The organism is Pseudomonas sp. B35(2017), assembly GCF_002113645.1.
Classification (GTDB): domain Bacteria; phylum Pseudomonadota; class Gammaproteobacteria; order Pseudomonadales; family Pseudomonadaceae; genus Aquipseudomonas; species Aquipseudomonas ekonensis.
Window position 1 is genome coordinate 55,503 of record NZ_NEIZ01000017.1, and the last position, 22,471, is coordinate 77,973.

General features: G+C 67.6%; 22 protein-coding genes. 3 read left to right on the plus strand and 19 right to left on the minus strand.

Features of this window, described 5'->3' with window-relative positions:
* Positions 1 to 8: 8 nt before the first annotated feature.
* Both CAG41_RS22730 and hemE read left to right on the plus strand, forming a co-directional pair.
* Positions 9 to 1,427: an FAD-dependent oxidoreductase gene (locus tag CAG41_RS22730; RefSeq protein WP_085585409.1), complete on the plus strand. Its 1,419-nt coding sequence runs from the start codon at positions 9 to 11 to the stop codon at positions 1,425 to 1,427.
* 240 nt (positions 1,428 to 1,667) lie between these two features.
* Complete coding sequence (gene hemE, locus CAG41_RS22735) at positions 1,668 to 2,735, plus strand: uroporphyrinogen decarboxylase (protein WP_085707495.1); 1,068 nt, start codon at positions 1,668 to 1,670, stop codon at positions 2,733 to 2,735.
* A gap of 126 nt (positions 2,736 to 2,861) precedes the next feature.
* Here hemE and CAG41_RS22740 read toward each other — a convergent pair whose 3' ends face one another.
* On the minus strand, positions 2,862 to 4,076 hold the full coding sequence (locus tag CAG41_RS22740; protein ID WP_371857676.1) for an MFS transporter: 1,215 nt from the start codon (positions 4,074 to 4,076) through the stop codon (positions 2,862 to 2,864).
* Between the two features lie 178 nt (positions 4,077 to 4,254).
* Here CAG41_RS22740 and CAG41_RS22745 point away from each other — a divergent pair, with 178 nt between their 5' ends.
* A complete protein-coding gene (locus CAG41_RS22745; RefSeq protein ID WP_085585403.1) occupies positions 4,255 to 5,160 on the plus strand; it encodes a LysR family transcriptional regulator in 906 nt (301 codons plus the stop codon).
* Positions 5,161 to 5,235: 75 nt separating this feature from the next.
* Here the strand turns inward: CAG41_RS22745 and CAG41_RS22750 are convergent, their stop codons facing one another.
* The 18 genes from CAG41_RS22750 to CAG41_RS22835 form a co-directional block, all read right to left on the minus strand.
* A complete protein-coding gene (locus CAG41_RS22750; protein WP_085640404.1) occupies positions 5,236 to 5,673 on the minus strand; it encodes an excinuclease in 438 nt (145 codons plus the stop codon).
* A gap of 440 nt (positions 5,674 to 6,113) precedes the next feature.
* Positions 6,114 to 7,340 carry a beta-ketoacyl-ACP synthase gene (locus CAG41_RS22755; protein ID WP_085585397.1) on the minus strand — a complete coding sequence of 409 codons (1,227 nt, stop codon included), beginning with the start codon at positions 7,338 to 7,340 and terminating at the stop codon, positions 6,114 to 6,116.
* Positions 7,340 to 8,068 carry a 3-oxoacyl-ACP reductase FabG gene (gene fabG, locus CAG41_RS22760; protein WP_085640402.1) on the minus strand — a complete coding sequence of 243 codons (729 nt, stop codon included), beginning with the start codon at positions 8,066 to 8,068 and terminating at the stop codon, positions 7,340 to 7,342. Before fabG ends, CAG41_RS22755 begins: the two co-directional genes overlap by 1 nt.
* Positions 8,061 to 8,540 carry a hotdog family protein gene (locus CAG41_RS22765; RefSeq protein WP_085585394.1) on the minus strand — a complete coding sequence of 160 codons (480 nt, stop codon included), beginning with the start codon at positions 8,538 to 8,540 and terminating at the stop codon, positions 8,061 to 8,063. The genes fabG and CAG41_RS22765 overlap by 8 nt, the downstream gene beginning before the upstream one ends.
* Positions 8,537 to 9,733: a beta-ketoacyl-[acyl-carrier-protein] synthase family protein gene (locus tag CAG41_RS22770; RefSeq protein WP_085707496.1), complete on the minus strand. Its 1,197-nt coding sequence runs from the start codon at positions 9,731 to 9,733 to the stop codon at positions 8,537 to 8,539. The genes CAG41_RS22765 and CAG41_RS22770 overlap by 4 nt, the downstream gene beginning before the upstream one ends.
* Positions 9,730 to 10,212: a hypothetical protein gene (locus CAG41_RS22775; RefSeq protein ID WP_085585501.1), complete on the minus strand. Its 483-nt coding sequence runs from the start codon at positions 10,210 to 10,212 to the stop codon at positions 9,730 to 9,732. The genes CAG41_RS22770 and CAG41_RS22775 overlap by 4 nt, the downstream gene beginning before the upstream one ends.
* 89 nt (positions 10,213 to 10,301) lie before the next feature.
* On the minus strand, positions 10,302 to 11,027 hold the full coding sequence (locus CAG41_RS22780) for a class I SAM-dependent methyltransferase (protein ID WP_085640398.1): 726 nt from the start codon (positions 11,025 to 11,027) through the stop codon (positions 10,302 to 10,304).
* Entirely contained in the window at positions 11,024 to 12,271 is a 1,248-nt protein-coding gene (locus tag CAG41_RS22785; protein ID WP_085631041.1) for an NAD(P)/FAD-dependent oxidoreductase, read from the minus strand. Before CAG41_RS22785 ends, CAG41_RS22780 begins: the two co-directional genes overlap by 4 nt.
* Positions 12,258 to 13,421, minus strand: a complete 1,164-nt coding sequence (locus CAG41_RS22790) for a sodium:proton antiporter (RefSeq protein ID WP_085707497.1) — start codon at positions 13,419 to 13,421, stop codon at positions 12,258 to 12,260. The genes CAG41_RS22785 and CAG41_RS22790 overlap by 14 nt, the downstream gene beginning before the upstream one ends.
* Complete coding sequence (locus CAG41_RS22795; protein WP_085707498.1) at positions 13,418 to 15,775, minus strand: MMPL family transporter; 2,358 nt, start codon at positions 15,773 to 15,775, stop codon at positions 13,418 to 13,420. Before CAG41_RS22795 ends, CAG41_RS22790 begins: the two co-directional genes overlap by 4 nt.
* Positions 15,759 to 16,361: an outer membrane lipoprotein carrier protein LolA gene (locus CAG41_RS22800; protein ID WP_085585382.1), complete on the minus strand. Its 603-nt coding sequence runs from the start codon at positions 16,359 to 16,361 to the stop codon at positions 15,759 to 15,761. The genes CAG41_RS22795 and CAG41_RS22800 overlap by 17 nt, the downstream gene beginning before the upstream one ends.
* Positions 16,358 to 16,783 carry a thioesterase family protein gene (locus CAG41_RS22805; protein ID WP_085585379.1) on the minus strand — a complete coding sequence of 142 codons (426 nt, stop codon included), beginning with the start codon at positions 16,781 to 16,783 and terminating at the stop codon, positions 16,358 to 16,360. The genes CAG41_RS22800 and CAG41_RS22805 overlap by 4 nt, the downstream gene beginning before the upstream one ends.
* Positions 16,776 to 18,320, minus strand: coding sequence for a histidine ammonia-lyase (hutH, locus tag CAG41_RS22810; protein WP_085707499.1), 1,545 nt, complete (start codon positions 18,318 to 18,320; stop codon positions 16,776 to 16,778). The genes CAG41_RS22805 and hutH overlap by 8 nt, the downstream gene beginning before the upstream one ends.
* Positions 18,301 to 19,248 carry a glycosyl transferase gene (locus CAG41_RS22815; protein WP_085631030.1) on the minus strand — a complete coding sequence of 316 codons (948 nt, stop codon included), beginning with the start codon at positions 19,246 to 19,248 and terminating at the stop codon, positions 18,301 to 18,303. Before CAG41_RS22815 ends, hutH begins: the two co-directional genes overlap by 20 nt.
* Positions 19,245 to 19,979, minus strand: coding sequence for a glycosyltransferase family 2 protein (locus CAG41_RS22820; RefSeq protein WP_085585373.1), 735 nt, complete (start codon positions 19,977 to 19,979; stop codon positions 19,245 to 19,247). Before CAG41_RS22820 ends, CAG41_RS22815 begins: the two co-directional genes overlap by 4 nt.
* Entirely contained in the window at positions 19,972 to 21,675 is a 1,704-nt protein-coding gene (locus tag CAG41_RS22825; protein WP_085707500.1) for an acyl-CoA synthetase family protein, read from the minus strand. The genes CAG41_RS22820 and CAG41_RS22825 overlap by 8 nt, the downstream gene beginning before the upstream one ends.
* Positions 21,672 to 22,217 (minus strand): hypothetical protein, encoded by a 546-nt coding sequence (locus CAG41_RS22830; protein WP_085585369.1) that lies wholly within the window; start codon positions 22,215 to 22,217, stop codon positions 21,672 to 21,674. The genes CAG41_RS22825 and CAG41_RS22830 overlap by 4 nt, the downstream gene beginning before the upstream one ends.
* Entirely contained in the window at positions 22,214 to 22,468 is a 255-nt protein-coding gene (locus CAG41_RS22835) for an acyl carrier protein (protein ID WP_007947135.1), read from the minus strand. Before CAG41_RS22835 ends, CAG41_RS22830 begins: the two co-directional genes overlap by 4 nt.
* Positions 22,469 to 22,471: the final 3 nt, after the last annotated feature.

Genomic DNA, 22,471 nt, shown 5'->3' on the forward strand with positions numbered 1-22,471 from the left:
TTTTAACAATGGCTGAACGTCTGAATAACGACTTCCAGTTCATCGATGTCGGGCGCAAGGATCCGAAGAAGAAACTGTTGCGTCAGCGCAAGAAAGAGTTCGTCGAGATCTACGAACCGTTCAAACCCCAGCAGTCGGCCGACCAGGCCCACCGCTGCCTGGGTTGCGGCAACCCGTACTGCGAATGGAAGTGCCCGGTGCACAACTTCATTCCCAACTGGTTGAAGCTGGTGGCCGAGGGCAACATCCTCCAGGCCGCCGAACTCTCGCACCAGACCAACACCCTGCCGGAAGTCTGCGGCCGGGTGTGCCCGCAGGACCGTCTGTGCGAGGGTGCCTGCACCCTCAACGACGGCTTCGGCGCGGTGACCATCGGTTCGGTCGAGAAGTACATCACCGACACCGCGTTCGCCATGGGCTGGCGTCCGGACATGTCCAGGGTCAAGCCGACCGGCAAGCGCGTCGCGATCATCGGCGCGGGCCCGGCGGGCCTGGGTTGTGCCGACGTGCTGGTGCGCGGCGGCGTGACCCCGGTGGTGTTCGACAAGAACCCGGAAATCGGCGGTCTGCTGACCTTCGGCATCCCCGAGTTCAAGCTGGAGAAGACCGTGCTGAGCAACCGGCGCGAAGTCTTCACCGGCATGGGCATCGAGTTCCGCCTCAACACTGAGGTGGGCAAGGACGTGACCATGGAGCAACTGCTCGCCGAATACGATGCGGTGTTCATGGGCATGGGCACCTACACCTACATGAAGGGCGGCTTCGCCGGCGAGGATCTGCCGGGCGTCTATGACGCGCTGGATTTCCTGATCGCCAACGTCAACCGCAACCTGGGCTTCGAGAAGTCGCCGGAAGACTTCGTCGACATGAAAGGCAAGAAGGTCGTGGTGCTCGGCGGCGGCGACACGGCGATGGACTGCAACCGCACCTCCATCCGCCAGGGCGCCAAATCGGTGACCTGCGCCTACCGCCGTGACGAAGCGAACATGCCCGGCTCGCGCAAAGAGGTGAAGAACGCCAAGGAAGAAGGCGTGAAGTTCCTCTACAACCGCCAGCCGATCGCCATCGTCGGCGAAGACAAGGTCGAAGGCGTGAAGGTGGTCGAGACCCGTCTCGGTGAACCGGACGCCCGCGGCCGCCGCAGCCCTGAGCCGATCCCGGGCTCCGAAGAGATCATCCCGGCCGACGCCGTGGTCATCGCTTTCGGTTTCCGCCCGAGCCCGGCGCCGTGGTTCGAGCAGTTCAGCATCCAGACCGACAGCCAGGGCCGCGTCGTGGCTCCGGAGAAGGGCCAGTACAAGCACCAGACCAGCAACCCGAAGATCTTCGCCGGCGGCGACATGGTGCGCGGTTCTGACCTGGTGGTGACGGCGATCTTCGAAGGCCGCAATGCGGCGGAAGGGATCCTCGACTACCTGGGTGTCTGACCGGGCGGCACAAAACCCTGTAGGAGCGAGCCTGCTCGCGATGAAGGTATTTCAGTCACTGCACAGTGGCTGATCCGCCGCCATCGCGAGCAGGCTCGCTCCTACAGTTGTTTCTCGGTGTTGCCGAAACCTGCGCATTCATTGCGACAAATTGACCCGATAGACAAAAGGCTGACCTGCATCCGTGCCTTTTGCGTCGCGCTCTGAGAAAATGCCCGCACTTTTTTTCCGGATGCCGACATGACTGCCCTGAAGAACGACCGTTTCCTCCGCGCCCTGCTCAAGCAACCCGTTGACGTCACCCCGGTGTGGATGATGCGCCAGGCCGGCCGCTACCTGCCTGAATACCGCGCCAGCCGTGCCCAGGCCGGTGACTTCATGAGCCTGTGCATGAACCCGGCGTTCGCTTGCGAAGTCACCCTGCAACCCCTCGACCGCTATCCGCAGCTGGACGCGGCGATCCTGTTCTCCGACATCCTCACCATTCCCGACGCCATGGGCCAGGGCCTGTACTTCGAGACCGGCGAAGGCCCGCGCTTCAAGAAAGTCGTCAGCACCCTGGCCGACATCGAAGCCCTGCCGATCCCCGATCCGCAGAAGGACCTGGGCTACGTGATGGACGCGGTCAGCACCATCCGCCGCGAACTGAACGGCCGCGTGCCGCTGATCGGTTTCTCCGGCAGCCCGTGGACCCTGGCGACCTACATGGTCGAAGGCGGCTCGTCGAAAGACTTCCGCAAGACCAAGGCCATGCTCTACGACAACCCGCAGGCCATGCACCTGCTGCTCGACAAGCTGGCGCAGTCGGTGACTTCCTACCTCAACGGCCAGATCAAGGCCGGCGCGCAGGCGGTGCAGATCTTCGACACTTGGGGCGGCAACCTGTCGGCGGCGGCTTACCAGGAATTCTCCCTGGCCTACATGAAGAAAATCGTCAGCGGCCTGATCCACGAGCACGAAGGCCGCAAGGTGCCGGTGATCCTGTTCACCAAGAACGGCGGCCTGTGGCTGGAGAGCATCGCCGAGGCCGGCGCCGACGCGCTGGGCCTGGACTGGACGTGCGACCTGGGCAACGCCCGCGCCCGTGTCGGCGACAAGGTCGCGCTGCAAGGCAACATGGACCCGACCGTGCTCTACGCCAAGCCGGAAGCGATCCGCACCGAAGTCGGACGCATCCTCGCCAGCTACGGCAAGGGCAGCGGCCATGTGTTCAACCTCGGCCACGGCATCACCCCCGAGGTCGATCCGGAACACGCCGGCGCCTTCCTGCGGGCGGTGCATGAGTTGTCGGCGCAGTATCACGAGTAACCGACACCCGATACGAACGGTGGGAGCGAACCAGCTCGCGATGGCGGAGCGTCAGACACGCAAGTTCTGACGGATTCACCGCTATCGCGGGAAGGCTCGCTCCCACCGTTGTTTTTTGGCGGTCTGTCAGGCCTTCACGCCGCCGAGGGGTTGCAGTTTGGCCAGCTTCAACGCCACCAGCAGCGCCACCAGCAACAGCGCGCCGATGAACAGGCCGATGCCGTTCCACCCGCCCACGTGCCAGAACACCCCGCCCGCCGTCCCGGCGATGCTTGACCCCGCGTAGTAGCTGAACAGGTACAGCGACGAGGCCTGGCCCTTGGCCTTGGTCGCGCGGCGGCCGATCCAGCTGCTGGCCACCGAGTGCGCGCCGAAGAAGCCGAAGGTGAAGATCAGCATGCCGGTGATCACCAGCGCCAGCGGTGTGGCCATCGTCAAGGCGAGGCCGGCGGACATCAGCACGATGGTGGCCCACAGCACTTTGCGCCGGCCCAGCCGGTCGGCCAAAGCGCCGATCTTCGCCGAGCTGTAGATGCCCGACAGGTACACCACCGACAGCAGGCCGACGAACGCCTGATCCAGGTGATACGGCTCGGCCAGCAAGCGGTAGCCGATGTAGTTGAACAGGGTGACGAACGCGCCCATCAGCACGAAGGCTTCCAGGAACAGCAGCGGCAGGCCGGCGTCGCGAAAGTGCATCAGGAAACCGTCGAGCAGGCTGCGCGGGTGCAGCGAACGCGGGCGGAAGTTGCGCGATTCGGGGAGGATCCGCCAGAACACCGCTGCCGCGATCAGCGCCAAGGCGCCGAGCACCAGCATTGCCGTGTGCCAGCTGACGAAGTCGATCAGCACGCCGACGATCAGGCGCCCGCACATGCCGCCGATCGCGTTGCCGCCGATGTACAGGCCCATGGCCAGGCCCAGGTGCTGCGGATGGATCTCTTCGCTCAGGTACGTCATGGCCACCGCCGCCAGGCCGCTCAGCGACAGCCCGACCAATGCACGCATGAACAGCACGCCGTGCCAGCCCGGCATCAGGGCGCTGCCGACCGTGCACAGCGCCGCGGCGAACAGGGCGGCCACCATCACCGGCTTGCGGCCGATGCGGTCGGATACGGGACCGGTGATCAACAGGCCCACGGCCAGCAGCGCGGTCGCGACCGACAGGATCAGGCTGCTTTGCGCGGCATTGACCGAAAACTCCTTGGACAGCAGCGGCATCATCGGCTGCACGCAGTACAGCAGGGCGAACGTCGCGAAGCCGCCGCAGAACAGCGCCAGCACCGTGCGCATGAACGCCGGCGTGCCTTTTTCGATGTAGATCTCTTGCAGTTCGGCCATCACGTCGTCTTTCGCGACGGGAGGGATTTCATGGGCGAGGGGTGCGACGGCGGTTTTCACTTCAGACCTCGGAGGGCACAGGCAGGCGGGCAGTGAAAAAATCATATAGCTGGCTAATGTTTCTATCCAATATATTGTTCGACCTGTTTGATAGCTTTGACGACCTATTGGGAACGCCATGGAATTACGTCACCTGCGCTACTTCATCGCCGTGGCCGAAGAGCTGCATTTCGGCCGCGCCGCCCAGTCGCTGGGCATTTCCCAGCCTCCGTTGAGCCAGCAGATCCAGGCGCTGGAGCAGGAAATCGGTGCGCGCCTGTTCGAGCGCACCAACCGTCGGGTCGAGCTCAGCGAGGCCGGACGGCTGTTCCTGGAAGAGGCGCGGCTGGCGCTGGCCCAGGTCGACAAGGCGGCGGACGTCGCACGGCGTGCGCAGTTGGGGGAACTGGGTGAACTGAAGATCGGTTTCACTTCGTCGGCGCCGTTCAACTCGACCATTCCCCAGGCGATCTTCGCTTTCCGCCAGCGTTTTGCGGCAGTGCACCTGAAGCTGCGGGAGATGAGCAGCACGATGGTGGCCGATGCGCTGCTGGACGAGTCGATCGAGGTCGGCATCATGCGCCCGCTGGCGGGGCTGCCGGATTCGCTGAGCGTGGTGGAACTGACCCGGGAGCCGCTGGTGGCGGTGCTCAGCGCCAAGCATCCGTTGGCGTCGGGCAGCGAAGACGGCCTGTTCCTGTCGGCGTTGGCCTTGGAGCCGTTCGTGTTTTTCCCGCGCAGCTACGGCAGCGGCCTGTATGCACAACTGCTGAGCCTGGCCCGCGACGCCGGTTTCAGCCCGCATTTCGCCCAGGAGGCCGGCGAGGCGATGACCATCATCGGCCTGGTGGCGGCAGGGCTGGGCGTGTCGGTGCTGCCGGCGTCCTTCCAGCGGATGCGCATCGACGGCGTGGTCTACCGCCCGCTGCTCGACCCGGCGGCGGTGTCGGCGGTGTGGCTGGTGCAGCGCAAGGATCAGAAATCGCCGATGGCCAAGGCGTTCGTGGAGCTGCTGACGCGCAAGGTCGAGCCCTTGACGGCGTGAGGGCTGCGCCGTCGATCGCGAACAGGCTCGCTCCCGCAGGGATTGCGTCGGCTATTGTGGGAGGGGCCAGGACGCTCAAGGCACTCTGACCAGATCCCCCTTGAGCGCCACCCGCGTCACGAACACCCCGGCCCGGCATTCGTAGGTGTTCAGATCCTTGCGCACGTGCCCGTCGTAGACACTCACGATGTTGGTCACCGCATTCGCACCGACGCGCTTGGCCTCGGCCTGCAACGCGATCAGGTTCGATTGCAGCACCCATTCGCACGAGTCGTGATCGCTCTTGTTGAACCCGTTGGTTTCCAGATCGCTGACCACGTCCCGGCGCAGCATCTGCTGAACCCCCGGCGGCGTGTTGCCGGTCAGGTAGAACTTCACGCTGCCGTCCAGCCGCCCGGCGCGGATCGCGTCCGACAGCACGGTCTCGAACGGCATGTACATCAGGTTGGTGGCGTGGCTGGCCACCGGCAGCAGGGCGAGGACAGCGGCGGCGATCAGGGCTTTCACTGGCATGGTCTACTCCTTGACGCGAAAGAGAACCGCGAGTGAAAGGCCCGCCGTTCCGACAGGCGTTTGCGCAGGCCTGCTTGAGCGAGTGTAGATGGTGCTGGCGAAGGGATTCGGTATTGAGGTTGCCGCTATACATCTCGCGTAACGGAACTGTCGTTGGGAAAGTCTTCGGTCTTGCCCAGAATCAGCCCTTCATTAAAACGAGTCTCATGGCCGTCTTCTGATGGTTAGGGGCCAAATGCCAGCCGTTGCCCGATATCGCTTGTCGGCCAATACTGTCGATGTTCCCGCAAGGGGCTTGTGAGACTCTGAGGATCCTGTGCAAGCAGCTATCGCAGAGCCAGGCAGGTGATGGGCCATGACACGCCGACCTGCCTGTGAAAGGGCGCCGCAAGGCGCCCTTTGTCATTTCCGGCGCCACTGCACCTTCATCAGATCGCCTTTCAGCGCCAACGCCGGAAGATCAACGACGTGTTGACGCCACCGAAGGCGAAGTTGTTGTTCATCACGTAGTCATGGCTCATCTGCCGGAATTCGCCGCGCAGGTAGTCGAGCTTGCCGCACAGCGGATCGATCTCGTCGAGGTTGAGCGTGTGCACGTACAGGTCGCGGTTGAGCATTTCGATGCTGAACCACGACTCCAGCGCCCCGCAGGCCCCCAGGGTGTGGCCCAGGAAGCTCTTCTGCGAGCTGATCGGCATGCGTTCACCGAACAGGCCGCTGGTGGCCAGGGTCTCGGCGATGTCGCCCTGTTCGGTGGCGGTGCCGTGGCCGTTCACGTAGCCGATGGCGTCCGGCGCAAGGCCGGCGTCCTCCAGCGCCAGTTCCATGGCCCGGCGCATGGTGACCAGCTCGGGACGGGTGGTGTGCTGGCCGTCGGCGTTGCTGCCGAAGCCGACGATCTCGGCGTGGATCCGCGCGCCGCGGGCCAGGGCGTGCTCCAGCTCCTCCAGCACCAGCATTCCGGCGCCTTCGCCGATCACCAGGCCGTCGCGGCCCTTGTCGTAGGGGCGCGGGGAGGTGTGCGGGGCGTCGTTCTTCAGGCTGGTGGCGTACAGGGCGTCGAACACCATGGCTTCGGTCGGGCACAGCTCTTCGGCGCCGCCGGCGAGCATCATCGGCAGACGGCCGAACTTGATCGCCTCGTAGGCGTAGCCGATGCCTTGGCTGCCGCTGGTGCAGGCGCTGGACGTCGGGATCAGGCGCCCGGTGAGGCCGAAGAAGATGCTGATGTTGGCCGCCGTGGTGTGCGGCATCATCCGCACGTAGGAGTTGGCGTTCAGGCCTTCGGCCACCGAGTTGAGCAGCATGTTGCCGAACGCCTTGATCTCGTCGGTGCTGCCGGTGGACGAACCGCAGGCCACGCCCATGCGGCCGTCCCGGATCGAGTCGTCGCCGAGCAGCCCGGCGTCGGCCAGCGCCTGTTCGGCGGCGCCGACGGCGAGGCGCGAAACCCGGCCCATGCTGCGCAGTTGCTTGCGCGTCCAGTGCGCGGGCACGGAAAAGTCATCGATGGGGCCGGCCAGGCGCGTGTTGAGTTCGCTGAACCGGTCCCATTCGTCCATCCGGCGGATGCCGCTGCGGTTGGCGGCGAAGTTGCCGGCGATGGTATCCCAGTCGCTGCCAAGCGAGGTGATGCCGGCCATGCCGGTGACGACGACGCGTTTCATCAGCACAGGCCTCCGTTGACCGCCAGCACCTGGCGGGTGATGTACGACGCTTCCGCCGACATCAGGAAATTCACCGCGCCGGCCACCTCTTCCGGGGTGCCCATGCGTTGCGCCGGGATCATTTTCATCAGTTCCTCCACCGGCACGTTCTCGTCGAGCATCGCCGTGTCGATCAGGCCCGGCGCGACGCAGTTCACTGTGATTTTGCGCTTGGCCAGCTCGATCGCCAACGCCTTTGCCGCGCCGATCACGCCGGCCTTGGAGGCGCTGTAGTTGACCTGGCCGCGGTTGCCGATCAGCCCCGACACCGAGGTGATGCAGACGATCCGACCGGCGGCGCGGCGGCGGATCATCGGCATCGTCAGCGGGTGCAGGACATTGTAGAAACCGTCGAGGTTGGTGCGCAGCACCACGTCCCAGTCGTCCTCGCCCAGGGCCGGAAAGGCGCCGTCACGGGTCAGGCCGGCGTTGAGCACCACGCCGTAGCAGGCGCCGTGGGCTTCGACGTCGGCTTCCAGCACGGCCTTGCAGGCCTCGCGGTCGGCCACGTCGAACTGCAGGATCCGGGCGTTGCGGCCCATCGCTTCGATCTCGGCCTTCACGGCCTGCGCCTCGGCCATGCCGCTGCGGCAATGCAAGACGATGTCATGGCCTGCGCGGGCCAGGCGCAAGGCGATGGCGCGGCCGATGCCACGGCTGGAGCCGGTGACCAGTACGGATTCAGTCATCGTTCGACTCCCTTTTCTGTCCAGAGGTTGTTTGATCGAGGTAAGCGGCCGGCCGCGGCGGGCGGAACACGTTGAGCCGGGCGCTGGCGTGGATGCCGGGGGCATCGATGTGGCATTCGAACACGCCCATGCCGTTGTCGTCCTCCAGCGAGCGGATGCCGTGGACGGTCAGCTCGCTGCCGGCCGGGAACGCCTCGACATTGCACTCGAAGCGGCGGGTGCCGAGCAGGAAGCCCAGCTCCACCGGGTTGCCCTTTTGCCGGGCGTGGCAGCCGGCGAAGGCGGCGACGCTCTGCGCCATCAGTTCGAGGCCGACCCATGCCGGCAGGCTGCCGTCGGGCAGGCTGAACAGGCCGTCGGGGCGGACCGTGAGGCAGGTGCGGATCTGCTCGTCGTCGAAGCCTAGGATCCGGTCGATCAGGATCATGTCGCCGGCGTGGGGCAGCAGTTCGGCGAGCGGCCAGTCGTTCATGGTGCGTCTCCGATAATCAGGCTGACGTTGTTGCCGCCGAAGGCAAACGAGTTGCTCATCAGGTAGCGGGGTGCAATGGACGACAGGCGGTCGTGCGCGGTCACCCAGCGCAGGGCCGGCAACGCCGGATCCGCCTGACCGTCCCAGATGTGCGGCGGCAGGCGCCCTTCGCGGTTCTCGGCCGCCAGGCTCAGCCAGCAGAACGCGGCCTCCAGAGCCCCGGCGGCGCCGAGGGTGTGGCCGGTCATCGGCTTGGTCGAGGAGCACGGCACGCCGTCCGGAAACAGGCCGGCGACGGCCAGGCTTTCCATGGCGTCGTTGTGCTGGGTCGCCGTGCCGTGCAGGTTCAGGTAGCCGATCTGCGAGGCTTGCAGGCCGGCGCGGGCCAAGGCCTTCTGCATCGCTTGCAGCGCGCCGCGGCCGGAGGGCTCCGGTGCGGAGATGTGATGCGCATCGGAACTGGCGCCATCGCCCAGCAACGCGATCGCAGGACCTGCGCCGCGTTCGCGGCTCATCACGAACAGCACCGCCGCCTCGCCGATGTTGATGCCGTCGCGGTTGGCCGAGAACGGATTGCAGCGTTCGTCCGATACCGCTTCCAGCGCCGTGAAGCCGTTGAGGGTCAGCTTGCACAGACTGTCGACGCCGCCGCACAGCACCGCGTCGCACACGCCCAGATCGAGCAGGCGGCGGGCGCTCATCAGCGCGCGGGCGCTGGAGGTGCAGGCGGTGGAAATCACATAGGCCGGGCCGCTCAGTTGCAGCCAGTCGACGAGGAAGTTCGCCGGAGCGCCCAGTTCCTGTTGCCGGTAGTCGTAGTCGGCCGGGAAGCGCTGCTCGCGGAGGTAGCGGGCCAGGCCCTGGCTGGCTTCGTCGATGCCCGAGGTGCTGGTGCCGAGCACCACGCCGACGCGGTCGGGGCCGTAGGTGCGGATCGCCTGATCGATGTCGTCGCGGATCTGCAGGGCGGCTTCGAGCAGCAGCCGGTTGTTGCGGCTGCCGTGCGCCGCCAGCGCCGACGGAACGGGAGGCAGGTCGCCGTGGACGCCCGCCACCGGCAGCTCGCGCTCCGGCACCCAGCCGGCCTCGCGGCGCATGCCCGAGCAGTCGCCGGCGAACAGGTTGCGGGCGACTTCAGGCTTGTCGCGGCCCAGGGCGCAGACCACGCCGAGGGCATTGAGGTAGGTGGTCATGGCGTCGGTTCACCGAGCGGGGACACGCGGTAGTGCGGGCCTTGGGGCAGATTCAATTCGAAGCTCAACGGTTGTGCGTAACGGATGTCCCAGCGCGCCGGCAGGGAACGATGCCCGCCGCCCTGTTGCGCGGCGGGGTAATTGTGCGTCAGTTCGGCGGACGGGGTCAGGGCGAACAGCAGCGCGGCGAACAGTTCCCGGGCTTCCGGGTTGGGCGGCAGCAGGCCGTCGGCCTGCCAGCGTCCGTCGACCAGCCGCTGGCGGGCCTGGGGAATGCCCAAGGGATCCATCATCGACCAGCGGATCCCGCCGCCTTCGCGCTGTATCACCAGCAGCCAGTCCTGGCGCTGGCCGGCCAGTTGCCGCTCGATGTGCAGTTGCAGCGGCAAAGGCAGCGTCGGGTCGGCCGCCGGCAGCGGCGCCTGGCTGGCGCAGGCGCCCAGCAAGGCCAGGCCCGCGAGCGCGAACAGGCGCAGCAGCGCGGACACGGCGCGCCAAAGCCCGGCAACGGGGGCGGCCGGCACACGGCCTTCGCGGGCGAGCCCGCGCCCATACGGTACGCACAGCATCAGTCTGCGACCTCCAGCGGTTTGCGGGCGACGACGTTGACCAGGGTTTCCTCACGCTGGCCGAACGGTTTGGGCCGGCGCAGGCCGAAGCGTTCGAGCAGGCCGAAATCCTTCGCCCGGCTCCACCACAGGTACGGGTACGAGACGTTGCGCCCGGTGAACTCGAAGCCCTGCCCGCGGATCATCTCCAGGTACTGCGCCGCGCTCTTCTGCACCTGCATCGGATGGCGGAACAGCCAGCGGATCACCCATGTATCAATGTAGGCCTCGGTGGACTCGGCGAACAGCAGGTGGCCGCCGGGCTTGAGCACCCGGTAGAACTCAGCGAGGGCCTTTTCCTGTTCCACCAGGTGATGGAAGGTCTGGTGGCAGAACAGCAGGTCGACGCTGTTGTCGGCCACCTTGAGGCTGGCGCAGTCGCTGCCGATCAGCTCGACGTCCAGGTTCAGGCTGGCGGCTTCCTCGGCGCTCAGGGCGAGGCTGTGGGGGTCGGCGTCGAGGCCGATCAGGTGCTTCGGCGCGAAGGTCTGGTGCAGGTGACGGAAGGACTTGCCTTGGCCGCAGCCGGCGTCCAGCAGCACCGGGCGCTCCGGCAGCGGCCCGTCGAACAGACCGCGCAGGTCATTGATCGCCACGCGCAGCACATGGTGCTGCCAGGTGTGGCTGCGCAGGAACCAGAAGCCGAAACGGGTCTCCTCGACGTAGCTGTCGCTCAAGTAGTTCATGGGGCGTCCTTTGCGCAGAGTTCGGAAATCGTTTTCAGCCGGCGGCGCGCTTCGCTGACGAACGGGTTGCGCCCGTCCCAGGCGTAGCCGGCGAGGATCGAGCAGATCATCCGGCGGATGTCGGGGGAGGCGTGCTCATGGAAGATCACGTCCTGGAAGGTGCCGGCATACCAGCCTTCGACGTAGGCGCGGAACGTGTCGACGCCGCGTTTGAGGGGGACGGCGAATTCGCTGTGCCAATCGACCGTTTCGCCCTGCAGCTGGCGGTGCAGCAGGCCGGCGGCCATGCTCGCCGAGCGCATTGCGATGGTCACCCCGGAGGAAAACACCGGGTCGAGGAATTCCGCCGCGTTGCCCAGCAGCGCGAAGCCCGGGCCGTGCAGGGCCTTGACGTTGGCCGCGTAGCCGCCGAGGGAACGCGCCGGGGTGTCCCACACGGCATGCGCCAGCACGCCGGCCAGGCTCGGCGTTTGTGCGATGAAGCCGCGCAGGCAGGCGTCGAGGTCGCCCTCGTGCCCCTGGAAGTGTTCGGCACCGGCCACCACGCCCACCGAGCAGCGGCCGTCGCTGAACGGAATGGTCCAGAACCAGACGTCCCGCTGCTGCGGGTGGACGGTGACGAGGATCTTCTCGCGGTCGAAGCCCGGGTGGGCGATGCGGTCTTCGACGTGGGTGAACACCGCCTGGCGCAGCGGGAAGTCCGACGGCGCCTCCAGGTCCAGCAAGCGCGCAAGCACCCGGCCGTAACCGCTGGCGTCGAGCACGAAATCCGCTTCGACGCGGTACTCGCCGCCGTCCTCCCGCTGCACGGTCAGTTGCGGCCGCGGACGGTCGAAGTCGACGCCGGCGATGGTTTCGCCGTAGCGGATCTCCACCCCTTGCAGGGCGGCCTGATCCGCCAGCAGCTTGTCGAAAGCGGCGCGCTGCACCTGGAAGGTGGTCGGTTTGCCGGCGGTGAAGGTGTCGCTGAAGTCGAAGGCGCTGTAACGCTCGCCCCAGGCGAACGCGGCGCCGGTCTTGCGCTGGAACCCGGCGGCGTTGACGGCATCGAGCATGCCGGCTTCCTCGACGAAGTCCAGGCAATGGCACAGCAGGCTCTCGCCGATGGAGAAACGCGGGAAGTGTTGGCGCTCGATCACCAGCACATCGTGCCCCTGGCGCTTGAGCAGCGCGGCGGCGATGGCGCCGGACGGGCCGGCGCCGATCACGGCCACCTGGCGGGATTCCATTTCAACGGTCGGCACGTGAGCTCCTGGCCGGGGCGGCGGTAGGGTTCGGCGACGCGCGGTGCAGGCCGATGAGGGCCGGCATCAGCGTTGCGAACAGCCCCATCAGCATCAGCGCGAAGTACAGCGCCGGGCTGATCAGGCCTTGTTGCAGCAGCAGGTTGAGAAAGACGATTTCGCTCAGGCCGCGGATGTTCAGCAGCACGCTTTCGCGCCAGCGGCTGGCGCCCGGGAACGAGGCGCCGGCCCAGCCGAGGCCGAGCCAGTTGCCCAGCAGTTTGCTGGCGACCGGCAACAGCAGCAGCGCCGCCCATTGCGCGGCTCCGAGGCTGGCGAGGGCGCTGTGCACGTCGATCTGGACGATGCCGAAGGTGAGGATCAACGGAATGGCGACCCAGGTCTGCAGGCGGTTCATCCAGTGCGCCGGCAGCGGCAGTACCAGCGGTACCTTGAGCACCGCCATGCACAGCAGGTAGCCGATGCCGAAGATCAGCGCATTGAGCTTGAAGTGTTCGGCCGCCACCAGCAGGCCGAAGAAACCGAGGCTGTAGAACAGCGGCCGACGCACGCGCAACAGGCGCAGCAGCAACGGCACGCAGGCCAGCCCGAGCGGCAGCAGCAGGCTGCTCAGGTGCAGGCTGCCCTGGGCCAGGCCGAACAGCGTCCAGCAGGCCAGGTCGATCAGGATGGCGGTCTGCACCAGGCGCCGGGTGGCGGCCGGCGGGTAACCGATGTGGCGCAGGTACAGGTACAGCACCGGGATCGCGGTGATGGCGAACACCAGGCCGATGGCCAGCGAGCTGATCCACGGTTGCGCCGGCAGCAGCCAGTGCGCGGTCGCCAGGCCGCAGGCGAACGGCACGGCAAAGCTCGGCGCGGCGATCTTCACGCTCTGGCGGTCCAGGCGCAGGTCGATCACGTCGCTGAGGATGTGCCCCAGCAGCAGGGCGAAACTCAGGCTGTAGAGGTGTTTCAGCCAGTCCGGCGCGATCAGTTGCGCACCGCTCAGGTGCCACTGCGGTTCGATCCAGAAATACATCAGCACCGGCAGGACGAAACTGGCCAGCAGCAACTGGCTGACGATCGGGATCAGGCTCAGGCACCGGCCGGCACGGGTCGCCCCGGCGAACAGCGCCAAGGCCATCAGCCAGAACGCGGCGACCGTCATGCTGCCGGCTCCGCGGCGACGGTCTCATGGGCATGACGGCCGGCCCAGGGGGCGAGCAGGAAGCTGAACGCCAGCCCCAGGCTCACCGACAGGCCGAAGTTGCTCACCGCCGGGGTGCTCGACACCGCCAGCAGGCCGAACGACAGCCAGGTCGTGGCCGCCGCCAGCAGGGTGCCGAGCAGGCTGACGGCGGCGCCGCCGACCTGTTCGCGCATGAGGATCGCGTAATCGACACTGATCGCCGTCACCAGCAACAGGCCGAACAGGCTGAACAGGGTCAAAGGCTGGCCCAGCCAGCCGAGACTGGCCAGGCTGCACAGCGCCGCCAGCAGCGGCAGGGACACGATGCGCAGCGCGCCGCCGAGGCCGAACGGCAGGATCAGCACCAGCACGATCAGCACGCAGGAGGCCAGCTTCAGTTCGGCGGCGCTGATCTGGGTGGCGGCGAACACCTCGTTCAGCTCGCCGAGGCGGTCCACCAACACCACCCCCGGCAAGTCCCGCGCCTGCACCCGCAGCAGCGCCGGGTTGTTCAGGCCTTGCAGGCTGGTCATCGCCGCCACGCCGCCGTTTTCGGTGGGGCCCAGCCACAAGGTGCGGTACGGCTCGCCGAGCGGGCCTGCCAGGGCGGTGTCGATGTCCTCGGCGGGCAGGGCCTGCAACCGGGCCAGTTCGGCGTGCAGCGCTTCGGGCGGCACGCCGAGGTCGATCAGCGGCTGCCAGAACTGCGGCAGCTTGCCCAAGGCTTCGCGCACCCGCTGCTGTTGGTCCGGCGGGCCGAGCAACTGGTCGAGGGCCAGATAGCCCTGCAGCTTGTCGAGGTTGACCAGTTGCTGCAGGCGTTCGCTCAACGCCGCTTGCCGCTCCAGCAGTTCCTGCTGGTTGGCGGCGCGGACCAGGAAGAACTGGCTGGTGGGCTGGAAGCCGGTGATGCGGGCGATGGCCTGGGCTTCGTCGGTCAGTCGTTTCGGTGCGCCGATCCACTGGCGGATGTCGTTGCGGGTGTCCAGCTGCAGCAGGCCTGCGGTGCAGAAGGCGATCAGCAGCGCCAACAGGACGGGAGTCTTGGCGTGCGCCAGCAGACGTTCGCGCAGGGTCACCAGTCGTTCGGCCAGGCGCAGCGGCCATTGCGCCGGCCGCAGCTCGACGTTGCCCAGCAGCGCCGGCAGCAGGCACACCGCCGACAGGTACGCGCCGAGCAGCCCGGCGGCGGAGAACACGGCGATCTGGGTCAGGGCCGGGAACGGCGTCCAGGCCAGGGCCAGGTAGCCGATGGCGCTGGTCACCAGGCTCAGGGTCAGCCCCGGCAGGGTCAGGCGCAGGGCCGGCCAGCTGCGCCAGGGCTTGAGGCTCCAGCCCTTGGACAGGTAATGCAGCGGGTAGTCCACCGCCACGCCGATCAGGCTGGAGCCGAGCACCAGGGTCATCACATGCAGGTGGCCGAACAGCGCCACGCAGGCGACCGCGCCGAACAACATGCCCGCCAGCACCGGAACGAACGCCAGCAGCACCCGCCAGCGGCGGAAGGCGAACAGCAGCAGCAACAGGATGCCGAGGGTGGCGCCGCCGCCGACCCAGGTCATCTCCTGCGTGGCTTGCCGCTGGCCGCTGGCGGCGTACAGCAGGCCGCTGGCGGCCAGCAGTTGCACGTCCGCCGTCGCCGCCTGTTCGCGGCTGTGCTGCAGCAATGCGGCGACCTGCGGCGGCAGGTTCATGTCGAACGCGTTGCCGGTGCTGCGGGCGCGCAGCAGCACCCACTGCTTGCCGTCGGCCTCGGCGACCAGCGCGCCGCTGCCGATGTCCAGCTGCACGGTGCCGTGCTTGGGCTGGCTGTTCTGGATGCGCCCGGTCAGGCCCAGCCAGTCGTCCTGGCTGGGCACCAGGCTGAAACCGGCGAAGGGGTCGAACAGCGCCTGCACCCGTTGCTGGATGAACGCATCCGGGTGCTCGGTCAGCAGTTGCCGGTCATCCGCCGACAGCATCGCCAGCCGCCCTTGCAGCAGTTGCGTGCGCAGGGCCGGCAGGTCCGCCTGAAGGTTCCACTGCACCTTGTCGAACAGACCGCTGGCCTGCCAGCGCTCGCCCAGGGCCTGGGCCATGGCGACGGCTTGCCGGCGGTCGGCGTGGCCCACCAGCACCAGGATCTCGCGGTTGAGCGGCTCCTGCATGCGCTGTTCGGCCTTAAGCTCCAGCGCGTCGGGGTGGGTGCCCGGCACCAGCTCCATCAGGTTGGCCGACAGCGGCGCGCCGTTGCGCCATTGCCAGGCGCCCAGGGCGACGACCGCCAGCAGCAGGATCAGGAACAGCCAGGGCAGCCGGCGTTCGCCCGGCGTGCGTTCACGGGGCAAAGTCATGGCGCTCCGCGTCGCTCAGCGGTTGGCCGGCGGTGCTGTCCTGCATGCGCAGCACGGTGCTGTCGCCCTGGGTTTCCTGCAGTTCGATGGTCTGCACCAAGGCGCCGCCGCCGATGTCGATCCGGTCGAACACCTGCTTGAGCAGCACCGAACGCGGGGTCAGGGTCAGTTTCCACTGACCGGCGTCGCCGCTCAGGGCCAGTTCGAAATCCCGCTGCAGGCCGCTGCTGTCGCCTTGCAGCACGGCGAGGAACAGTCGGTTCTGTTCGGCGCCGGCGCTCTTGTCCGGCAGCATCTGCCAGCCGCCGGCATCGCGCCGGGCGATGCCTTGGGCGGTGATGCGGTAGTCCTGCTGCAGCGGGGTCTTCAGCAGCCAGAGCAGGCCGTGGTCTTTGGCCAGGACGAAACGGCCCTGGCTGATCAGCGGCTTGGGCAGCGCGCGCAGGTGCTTTTCCTGGATGAACCGGCCATGGATCACGTCAGGCTTGGCCAGCTGATCGCGCAGCTGCTCCAGGTCGAAGGCATTGGCCAGCGTCGTCACGGCCAGCAACGCCAAAGCGCCGAGCCATTTGCAGAGAACGGTCATCGCAGCATCCTTTCCACGGCTTGGGTGAAGACTTTCGGTGACGCCAGTTGCATCTCGCGGCTGCCGATCTCCACCGCCACCTGCACCGAGCTTGCGCGGGTCAGGCGCTCGCCGGTGACGGCGTCGGTGATCAGGTAATGGATCTTCAGCCGGTTTTCCCATTCCACCAGGCTGGCGCGCACGTTCAGCCGCTGGCCGAACACCGCGCCGCGCACATAGCGCAACTGCAGGTCGATCACCGGCCAGGCGTAGCCCGAGTCGGACATCTGACTGTAGTTGTGGCCGATCTTGTCCAGCAGCGCGCAGCGCGCCACTTCCAGGTATTTGACGTAATGGCCGTGCCAGACCACGTGCATGGAATCGACGTCGAAGAACGGCACGACCACTTCCGCATCGGCGTGAAGCACCCCGGCGCTACGCATGCAGCCTCCAGCGGCGTTCGCCGATGCGTTGCAGGCACAGGCGCAGTTCGCCTTCCAGGGCGCGGTCTTCGATCACCGGGGCAAAGTCCTCGGCGAGCGTTTCGTGCATCGCGGCCAGCGCCGGCGGCAACGGCCGCGCGTCTTCGGCCCGGCTGCGCAGCCACACGCCCTGCTGGGCGGCGAGCAGCGTGGCGGCGGCCACCTGCTCGGTCAGCTCCAGCACGCGGATCGCATCCCGGGCGGCGATGGTGCCCATGCTCACCTTGTCCTGGTTGTGGCATTCGGTGGAGCGCGAGAACACGCTGGCCGGCATCGTGTTCTTCAAGGCTTCGGCGGTCCAGGCGCTGGCGCCGATCTGCACGGCCTTGAAGCCGTGGTTGAGCATCGCCCGTTCGGCGTCGGCGCCGGACAGGTTGCTTGGCAGGCCGTGGTTGTAGCGCTCGTCCACCAGCAGGGCGAGCTGGCGGTCGAGCAGGTCGGCGACGTTGGCCACAAGGTTTTTCAGGCTGTCCATGGCGAACGCGATGTGGCCGCCGTAGAAGTGCCCGCCGTGCAGCACGCGTTCGGCCTCGGCGTCGATGATCGGGTTGTCGTTGGCGCTGTTGAGTTCAGTCTCGATGAACCCGCGCAGCCAGCCCAGGCTGTCGGCCAGCACGCCGAGCACGTGGGGCGCGCAGCGCAGGGAGTAGCGGTCCTGCAGGCGGTGCAGCGGCGCGGTCGGCGCGTCGATGGCCAGATCCTGGCGCAGCCAGGCGGCGACCTGCATCTGCCCCGGATGCGGCTTGGCGGCGAACAGGCGCTCGTCGAAGTGCTCCGGATTGCCTTGCAGCGCCACCACGTTGAGCGCGGTGATGCGGGTGGCCAGCCGCAGCAGGTAATCGGCGCGGGCGAAGGCCAGGCACGCCAGGCCGGTCATCACGGCCGTGCCGTTCATCAGGGCCAGGGCCTCCTTGGGCCGCAGCACCAGCGGCGTCCAGCCCAGTTCGCGGTGCACGTCGGCGGCCTGGCGGCGCTCGCCGCGGAACATCACTTCGCGCTCGCCGGACAGGGTCGCGGCGACGTAGGACAGCGGCGTCAGGTCGCCGCTGGCGCCCACCGAGCCCTCCTCCGGAATCAGCGGCAGGATGTCGTGCTCAAGGAATGCCTGCAGCCGCTCCAGCAGTTCGACCCGCACCCCGGACACGCCGTGGCACAGCGACTGCAGCCGCGCGGCCAGCACCGCACGGGTGGCCTGGGCGTCGAGCAGCTTGCCCAGCCCGCAGCCGTGGAAGGTGAACAGGTGCTGCGGCAGCGCCTCGACGTGGTGCAGCGGCACCGCGACCACGCAGGAGTCGCCGTAGCCGGTGGTCACGCCGTAGATCACGCCTTCCTTGTCCAGCAGCGAGTCGAGGAACTGCGCGCCCTTGGCGATGCGCCGACGGTAGTCGGCGTCGCTCTGCAACTGCGCGGGCGCCCGGCGTTCGGCCAGGGCCAGCACGTCTTCGATGCGCAAGGGGCGTTCGCCGAAGGTTACCGGCTCAGGGGTTGGCGTGGTCATCGGTTTTCCAGAATGGGTAGAAATTGAACCATTGCAGCGGTGCTTCGAGGCAATAGTGACTCAGTCGCCGGGCATAGCGGGATGCCCACTGATGAATGACCTGTTCGCGTTCGCTGCGCTTCCATTCCACGCTGTCGGCGAAGGGTTCGAGGGTCAGGCGGTAGCGGCCGTCGGGCCGCTTCAGGCACATCAGGAGATTGACCGGGCACTTGAGCAGCCCGGCCAGCAGCCACGGTCCCTGGGGGAACGCGGCCGGATGGCCGAGGAAGTCCACGGTCACGCTGCGCCCGCCGTGCAGCGGCACGCGGTCGCCGGCGATCGCCAGCCATTCGCCGCGCTCCAGGCGTTCGTGCAGCTGCAGCATGATCACAGGATCCAGCTCGCTGACCTGGATCAGCCGCAGGTTGGTGGCCCCGGCCTCGCCCAGCAGGCGGTTGAACTGTTCGGCGTGCTTGGTGTGCACCAGCACGTTCATGGTGACCTTCTCGCCGATCTCCGCAAGCGCCCGGCACACCTCCAGGTTGCCCAGGTGCGAGCCCACCAGCAGTTGCCCGCGCTTGCCGCGCATCTGGTGGCGCAGCAGCGCCGGGTCGACGATCTCGATCTGTTCGAGGCCGATCTTGCCGTGCCACACGTCGAGCTTGTCGAGCATCGCATCGGCGAACGCCATGAACTGGCTGAACACCCGCCACAGGCCGGGGCGCAGGTCGCGGCGCCCGCTCCAGTCGGCGAGGCGCCGCTGGTATTGCCAGGCGCTCTGCCGGGCGCTGCGGCCGAAGAGGAAAAAGTACAGGACGATGCCGTAGAGCAGCGGGCTCAGCAGGCGCCGGCCCAGCACCCGTGCGGCGAAGGCTGTGAATTTCATCAGCAGGAAGCTGCCGCGCTCCTGCCGGTCGGCCCAGTGCTTGTCTTCGGTCTCGGCGCTCATGTCCGCCACCGTCGCCAGAGGATCGCCGGCGCCCGCACGAGCATGCCGAAGAACAGCCGGGTGTGCATGCCCGAGATCAGCAGGTTGTCGTGGAACAGCCGGAAGTGCGACACGCCGTCCAGCGGGTAGTGCACGCGGGTCTGCAGCCAGTGCATCGGCCGGTTGCGCCACGCCAGGCGCACGAGGATGTCCGAATCGAAGTCCATGCGCTTGCCGATCCGCGCCGAGTCGATCACCGCCAGCGTCGGCTCCAGCGGGTACACGCGAAAGCCGCACATCGAATCGCGGATCTTGAGCGACAAGGTGTTGATCCACACCATCGCGTGGGTCAGGTAACGCGCGTACAGGCGCCCCTTGGGCACGCTGGCGTCGTACAGCGGATAGCCGCAGATGACCGCGCCGGGCAGCGCGCGGGAGGCTTCGATGAAGCGGGCGACGTCCTGCAGGTCGTGCTGGCCGTCGGCGTCCACCTGCAAGGCGTGGGTGAAGCCCAGCCGCGCCGCTTCGCGCAGGCCGGTCATCACCGCGCCGCCCTTGCCCTGGTTGGCGGTCAGGCGCACCAGGTGAACCCGTTCGCGCCCGGCCAGTGCGTCGAGCACCTGGGCGCAGGCGCGGTGGCTGGCGTCGTCCACCAGGATGCACGGCAGGCCTTGGGCGAGCAGGGCGTCAACCACCGTGGTGACGGCGGTTTCGTGGTTGTAGACGGGGATCACCGCGCAAGGGTTATGCATGCCGGCCCTCCGCTTGGGAAGGGCGGGGATCCCCCAGCAGGATCCGGCCGCTGGAGCAGGTGGCGGTTTCGTTGCGGTAGGCGAAATACACTTTGCCGCGCTCGGGATCGAAGCGAAGGTGCAACTGGATCTCGTCGCCGGGGCGCACCAGTTGCTGGAACTTGAGCACTTCCATGCCGGCGAACGTTCCGCCGAGGTTCATGCAGTGCCGGGCGAGGTTGAACGCCCATTCCACCTGCACCACGCCGGGCAGCACCGGCGCCTTGGGAAAGTGCCCGCTGAAGTGGGCCAGGTCCGGCGGCACCGCCAGTTGCAGGCTCCATTCGCCGTCGCTCTCGAGTTGCTCCAGCACCTCCGGCGCCTTCGGCCGGGGCGCCAGCAGCAATGCGTCGACATCGGCCTGGGGCAGTTTGCCCTGGGTGTTCAGGGGCAATTGCCGCATCAACCGCCAGCGCCGGGGCAGGGCCAGGGCTTCGCAGTGCGGGCTCAGGTGCCGGCGCAGGGTTTCGGTCAGGTGGCGCCGGCCGTGCTCGCGCAGGGTGTGCAATCCCTGCTCGCTGAGCACCAGCAAGGCGCCGAGGGAGGCGCGGTTTTCCTGCACCACGCCCAGTCGCGCCTCGGCGACCCAGTCGTGGGCCGTCAGTGCCTGTTCGAGCATCGGCAGGGAGATGCGCTTCTCCTCCAGTTTCACGATCCGGTCCAGCCGGCCCAGCAGCTCGAACCGGCCATCGGCCGCCATGCGGGCGGCGTCGGCGGTGTGTTCGATGTGGCCGGCGGGCAAGTAAGGCGAGGCGATCAGCAGGGCGCCGTCGTTGTCCTGACTCAGCTCGACGCCCTGGAAGGGCTGCCAGAGCGGTTCACCCTGGCGCCAGGCGATGCCGCCGGTCTCGGAGCTGCCGAGGATTTCCGTCGGCCATTGCCCCAGGCGCCGGTGCAGATCCTGCGCGGCGTGCGGCGGCAGCGCGCCGCCGGAGGAAAATACCCGGCGCACGGCGCTCAGGGCCGGCCAGTCGAGGTTGTCGCCCATGCGCTTGAGCAAGGCCGGGCTGGCGACCCAGGCGAAGGACGGGTGTTCGCGGCTGGCGCGTTGCAGGTCTTCGGGGAACGGCAGTTGCCGGCGCACGAACGGGCGCCCGGCGCACAGCGGCCACAGCACGCGGAACAGCAGGCCGTAGATGTGCTGGGTGGCCACGCTGCCGATGATGCACGCCTGGCCCAGATCCGCGCCCCAGAGCTGTTCGAGGGCTTCGACCTCGTTGGCCAGTTGGCGCAGGGTCTTGTCGATGCGCTTGGGTTCGCCGCTGGAGCCGGACGTGCACAGGCTCAGCCGGCAACGGTCGAGGTCGAGCTCGGCGGCGTCCAGGGGCGGAGGGTCGAAATCGTTCAGGTGCGGGTCGCCGGCCTGGTCGGTCAGCCACAGGTCGACGTCGTCCGACCAGCGCTGGCGGGTCTGGGCCTGCAGGTCCGCAGGCAGCAGCACGCCGACGCCTGCGCGCCAGGCGCCGAGCAGCGCCACGGCCAGCTCGGCGGCGTCCTCCAGGTGCACGGCGATCTGCCGCACGCCCCGGGCCTGCAGGCCGGCGGCCAGGCTCAGGGCCTGCCGGCGCAGTTGCGCGTGGTTCAGCGCCGGTGCGCAGGCGACTGCGCGGGCCGGCAGTTCCTTGAGCAACAGTTGCTCAAGTCTTGTCCAGTTCATGTACGGCCTCTTACCCGTTGTCGTATCAGCCATTCAATGGCAAACATCAGGCCGATCAGTCCGTAGGAGATCAGGCCGGTGTACAACATCCACCAATGCAGCGGCGCCCACAGGGTCAGGAGGGCGGCGCACAAACCGTTGCAGAAGAAGAACACGCTCCAGGCCACGGTGACCCGGCGGGTGTAGCGCACCGCGGCGGGCGGCAGGTGCGGTTCACGCAGGCGCGCCAGGCGCTCGGCCATCGGCGGGCCGTACTTCAGGCTCAGGCCGAACAGCGCCAGCATGAAGCCGCTGATCAGCACCGGATACCAGCGCAGCAGGCGCGGGCTGTCGAACACCGCCAGCACCAGGCAGAAGCCGATGGCCGTGGCGGCCATCCACAGGCTGCCGGGCTTGCGCCGACCGGTCAGCGCCCGGGCCAGCCACAGGCCGCCCAGCAGCAGCCCGAACTGCCACGGCGCAAAGTGCTCCATGCCGAAATACACCGCAAAGGGGTACAGCAGACCCGCCAGCAGCAGGCCGAGGCCGATCAGTCGGCTCATGCGGCCGGCTGAACCAGACGGTAGACCGCCTCGACCACGTCGCTGACGGTGCGCACCGACTTGAATTCCTCGGCGGCGATTTTCTTGCCGGTCTGGCGCTTGATGTGATCGATCAGGTCGACGGCGTCGATGCTGTCGATTTCCAGGTCCTGGTACAGGTTCGACTCCAGGCTCACGCGGGCCGGATCCAGTTCGAACAGTTCGACCAGGGCGTCGCGCAGGGTGTTGAAAATGTCGTCACGAGTTTGCATGGT

Excerpts from the sequence above, each read along its gene's own strand:
- CAG41_RS22730 (WP_085585409.1), top strand. The coding sequence starts at position 9 with ATGGCTGAACGTCTGAATAACGACTTCCAGTTCATCGATGTCGGGCGC.
- hemE (WP_085707495.1), top strand. The coding sequence starts at position 1,668 with ATGACTGCCCTGAAGAACGACCGTTTCCTCCGCGCCCTGCTCAAGCAA.
- CAG41_RS22740 (WP_371857676.1), bottom strand. The coding sequence starts at position 4,076 with ATGGCCGAACTGCAAGAGATCTACATCGAAAAAGGCACGCCGGCGTTC.
- CAG41_RS22745 (WP_085585403.1), top strand. The coding sequence starts at position 4,255 with ATGGAATTACGTCACCTGCGCTACTTCATCGCCGTGGCCGAAGAGCTG.
- CAG41_RS22750 (WP_085640404.1), bottom strand. The coding sequence starts at position 5,673 with ATGCCAGTGAAAGCCCTGATCGCCGCCGCTGTCCTCGCCCTGCTGCCG.
- CAG41_RS22755 (WP_085585397.1), bottom strand. The coding sequence starts at position 7,340 with ATGAAACGCGTCGTCGTCACCGGCATGGCCGGCATCACCTCGCTTGGC.
- fabG (WP_085640402.1), bottom strand. The coding sequence starts at position 8,068 with ATGACTGAATCCGTACTGGTCACCGGCTCCAGCCGTGGCATCGGCCGC.
- CAG41_RS22765 (WP_085585394.1), bottom strand. The coding sequence starts at position 8,540 with ATGAACGACTGGCCGCTCGCCGAACTGCTGCCCCACGCCGGCGACATG.
- CAG41_RS22770 (WP_085707496.1), bottom strand. The coding sequence starts at position 9,733 with ATGACCACCTACCTCAATGCCCTCGGCGTGGTCTGCGCCCTGGGCCGC.
- CAG41_RS22780 (WP_085640398.1), bottom strand. The coding sequence starts at position 11,027 with ATGAACTACTTGAGCGACAGCTACGTCGAGGAGACCCGTTTCGGCTTC.
- CAG41_RS22790 (WP_085707497.1), bottom strand. The coding sequence starts at position 13,421 with ATGACGGTCGCCGCGTTCTGGCTGATGGCCTTGGCGCTGTTCGCCGGG.
- CAG41_RS22795 (WP_085707498.1), bottom strand. The coding sequence starts at position 15,775 with ATGACTTTGCCCCGTGAACGCACGCCGGGCGAACGCCGGCTGCCCTGG.
- CAG41_RS22800 (WP_085585382.1), bottom strand. The coding sequence starts at position 16,361 with ATGACCGTTCTCTGCAAATGGCTCGGCGCTTTGGCGTTGCTGGCCGTG.
- CAG41_RS22805 (WP_085585379.1), bottom strand. The coding sequence starts at position 16,783 with ATGCGTAGCGCCGGGGTGCTTCACGCCGATGCGGAAGTGGTCGTGCCG.
- hutH (WP_085707499.1), bottom strand. The coding sequence starts at position 18,320 with ATGACCACGCCAACCCCTGAGCCGGTAACCTTCGGCGAACGCCCCTTG.
- CAG41_RS22815 (WP_085631030.1), bottom strand. The coding sequence starts at position 19,248 with ATGAGCGCCGAGACCGAAGACAAGCACTGGGCCGACCGGCAGGAGCGC.
- CAG41_RS22820 (WP_085585373.1), bottom strand. The coding sequence starts at position 19,979 with ATGCATAACCCTTGCGCGGTGATCCCCGTCTACAACCACGAAACCGCC.
- CAG41_RS22825 (WP_085707500.1), bottom strand. The coding sequence starts at position 21,675 with ATGAACTGGACAAGACTTGAGCAACTGTTGCTCAAGGAACTGCCGGCC.
- CAG41_RS22830 (WP_085585369.1), bottom strand. The coding sequence starts at position 22,217 with ATGAGCCGACTGATCGGCCTCGGCCTGCTGCTGGCGGGTCTGCTGTAC.
- CAG41_RS22835 (WP_007947135.1), bottom strand. The coding sequence starts at position 22,468 with ATGCAAACTCGTGACGACATTTTCAACACCCTGCGCGACGCCCTGGTC.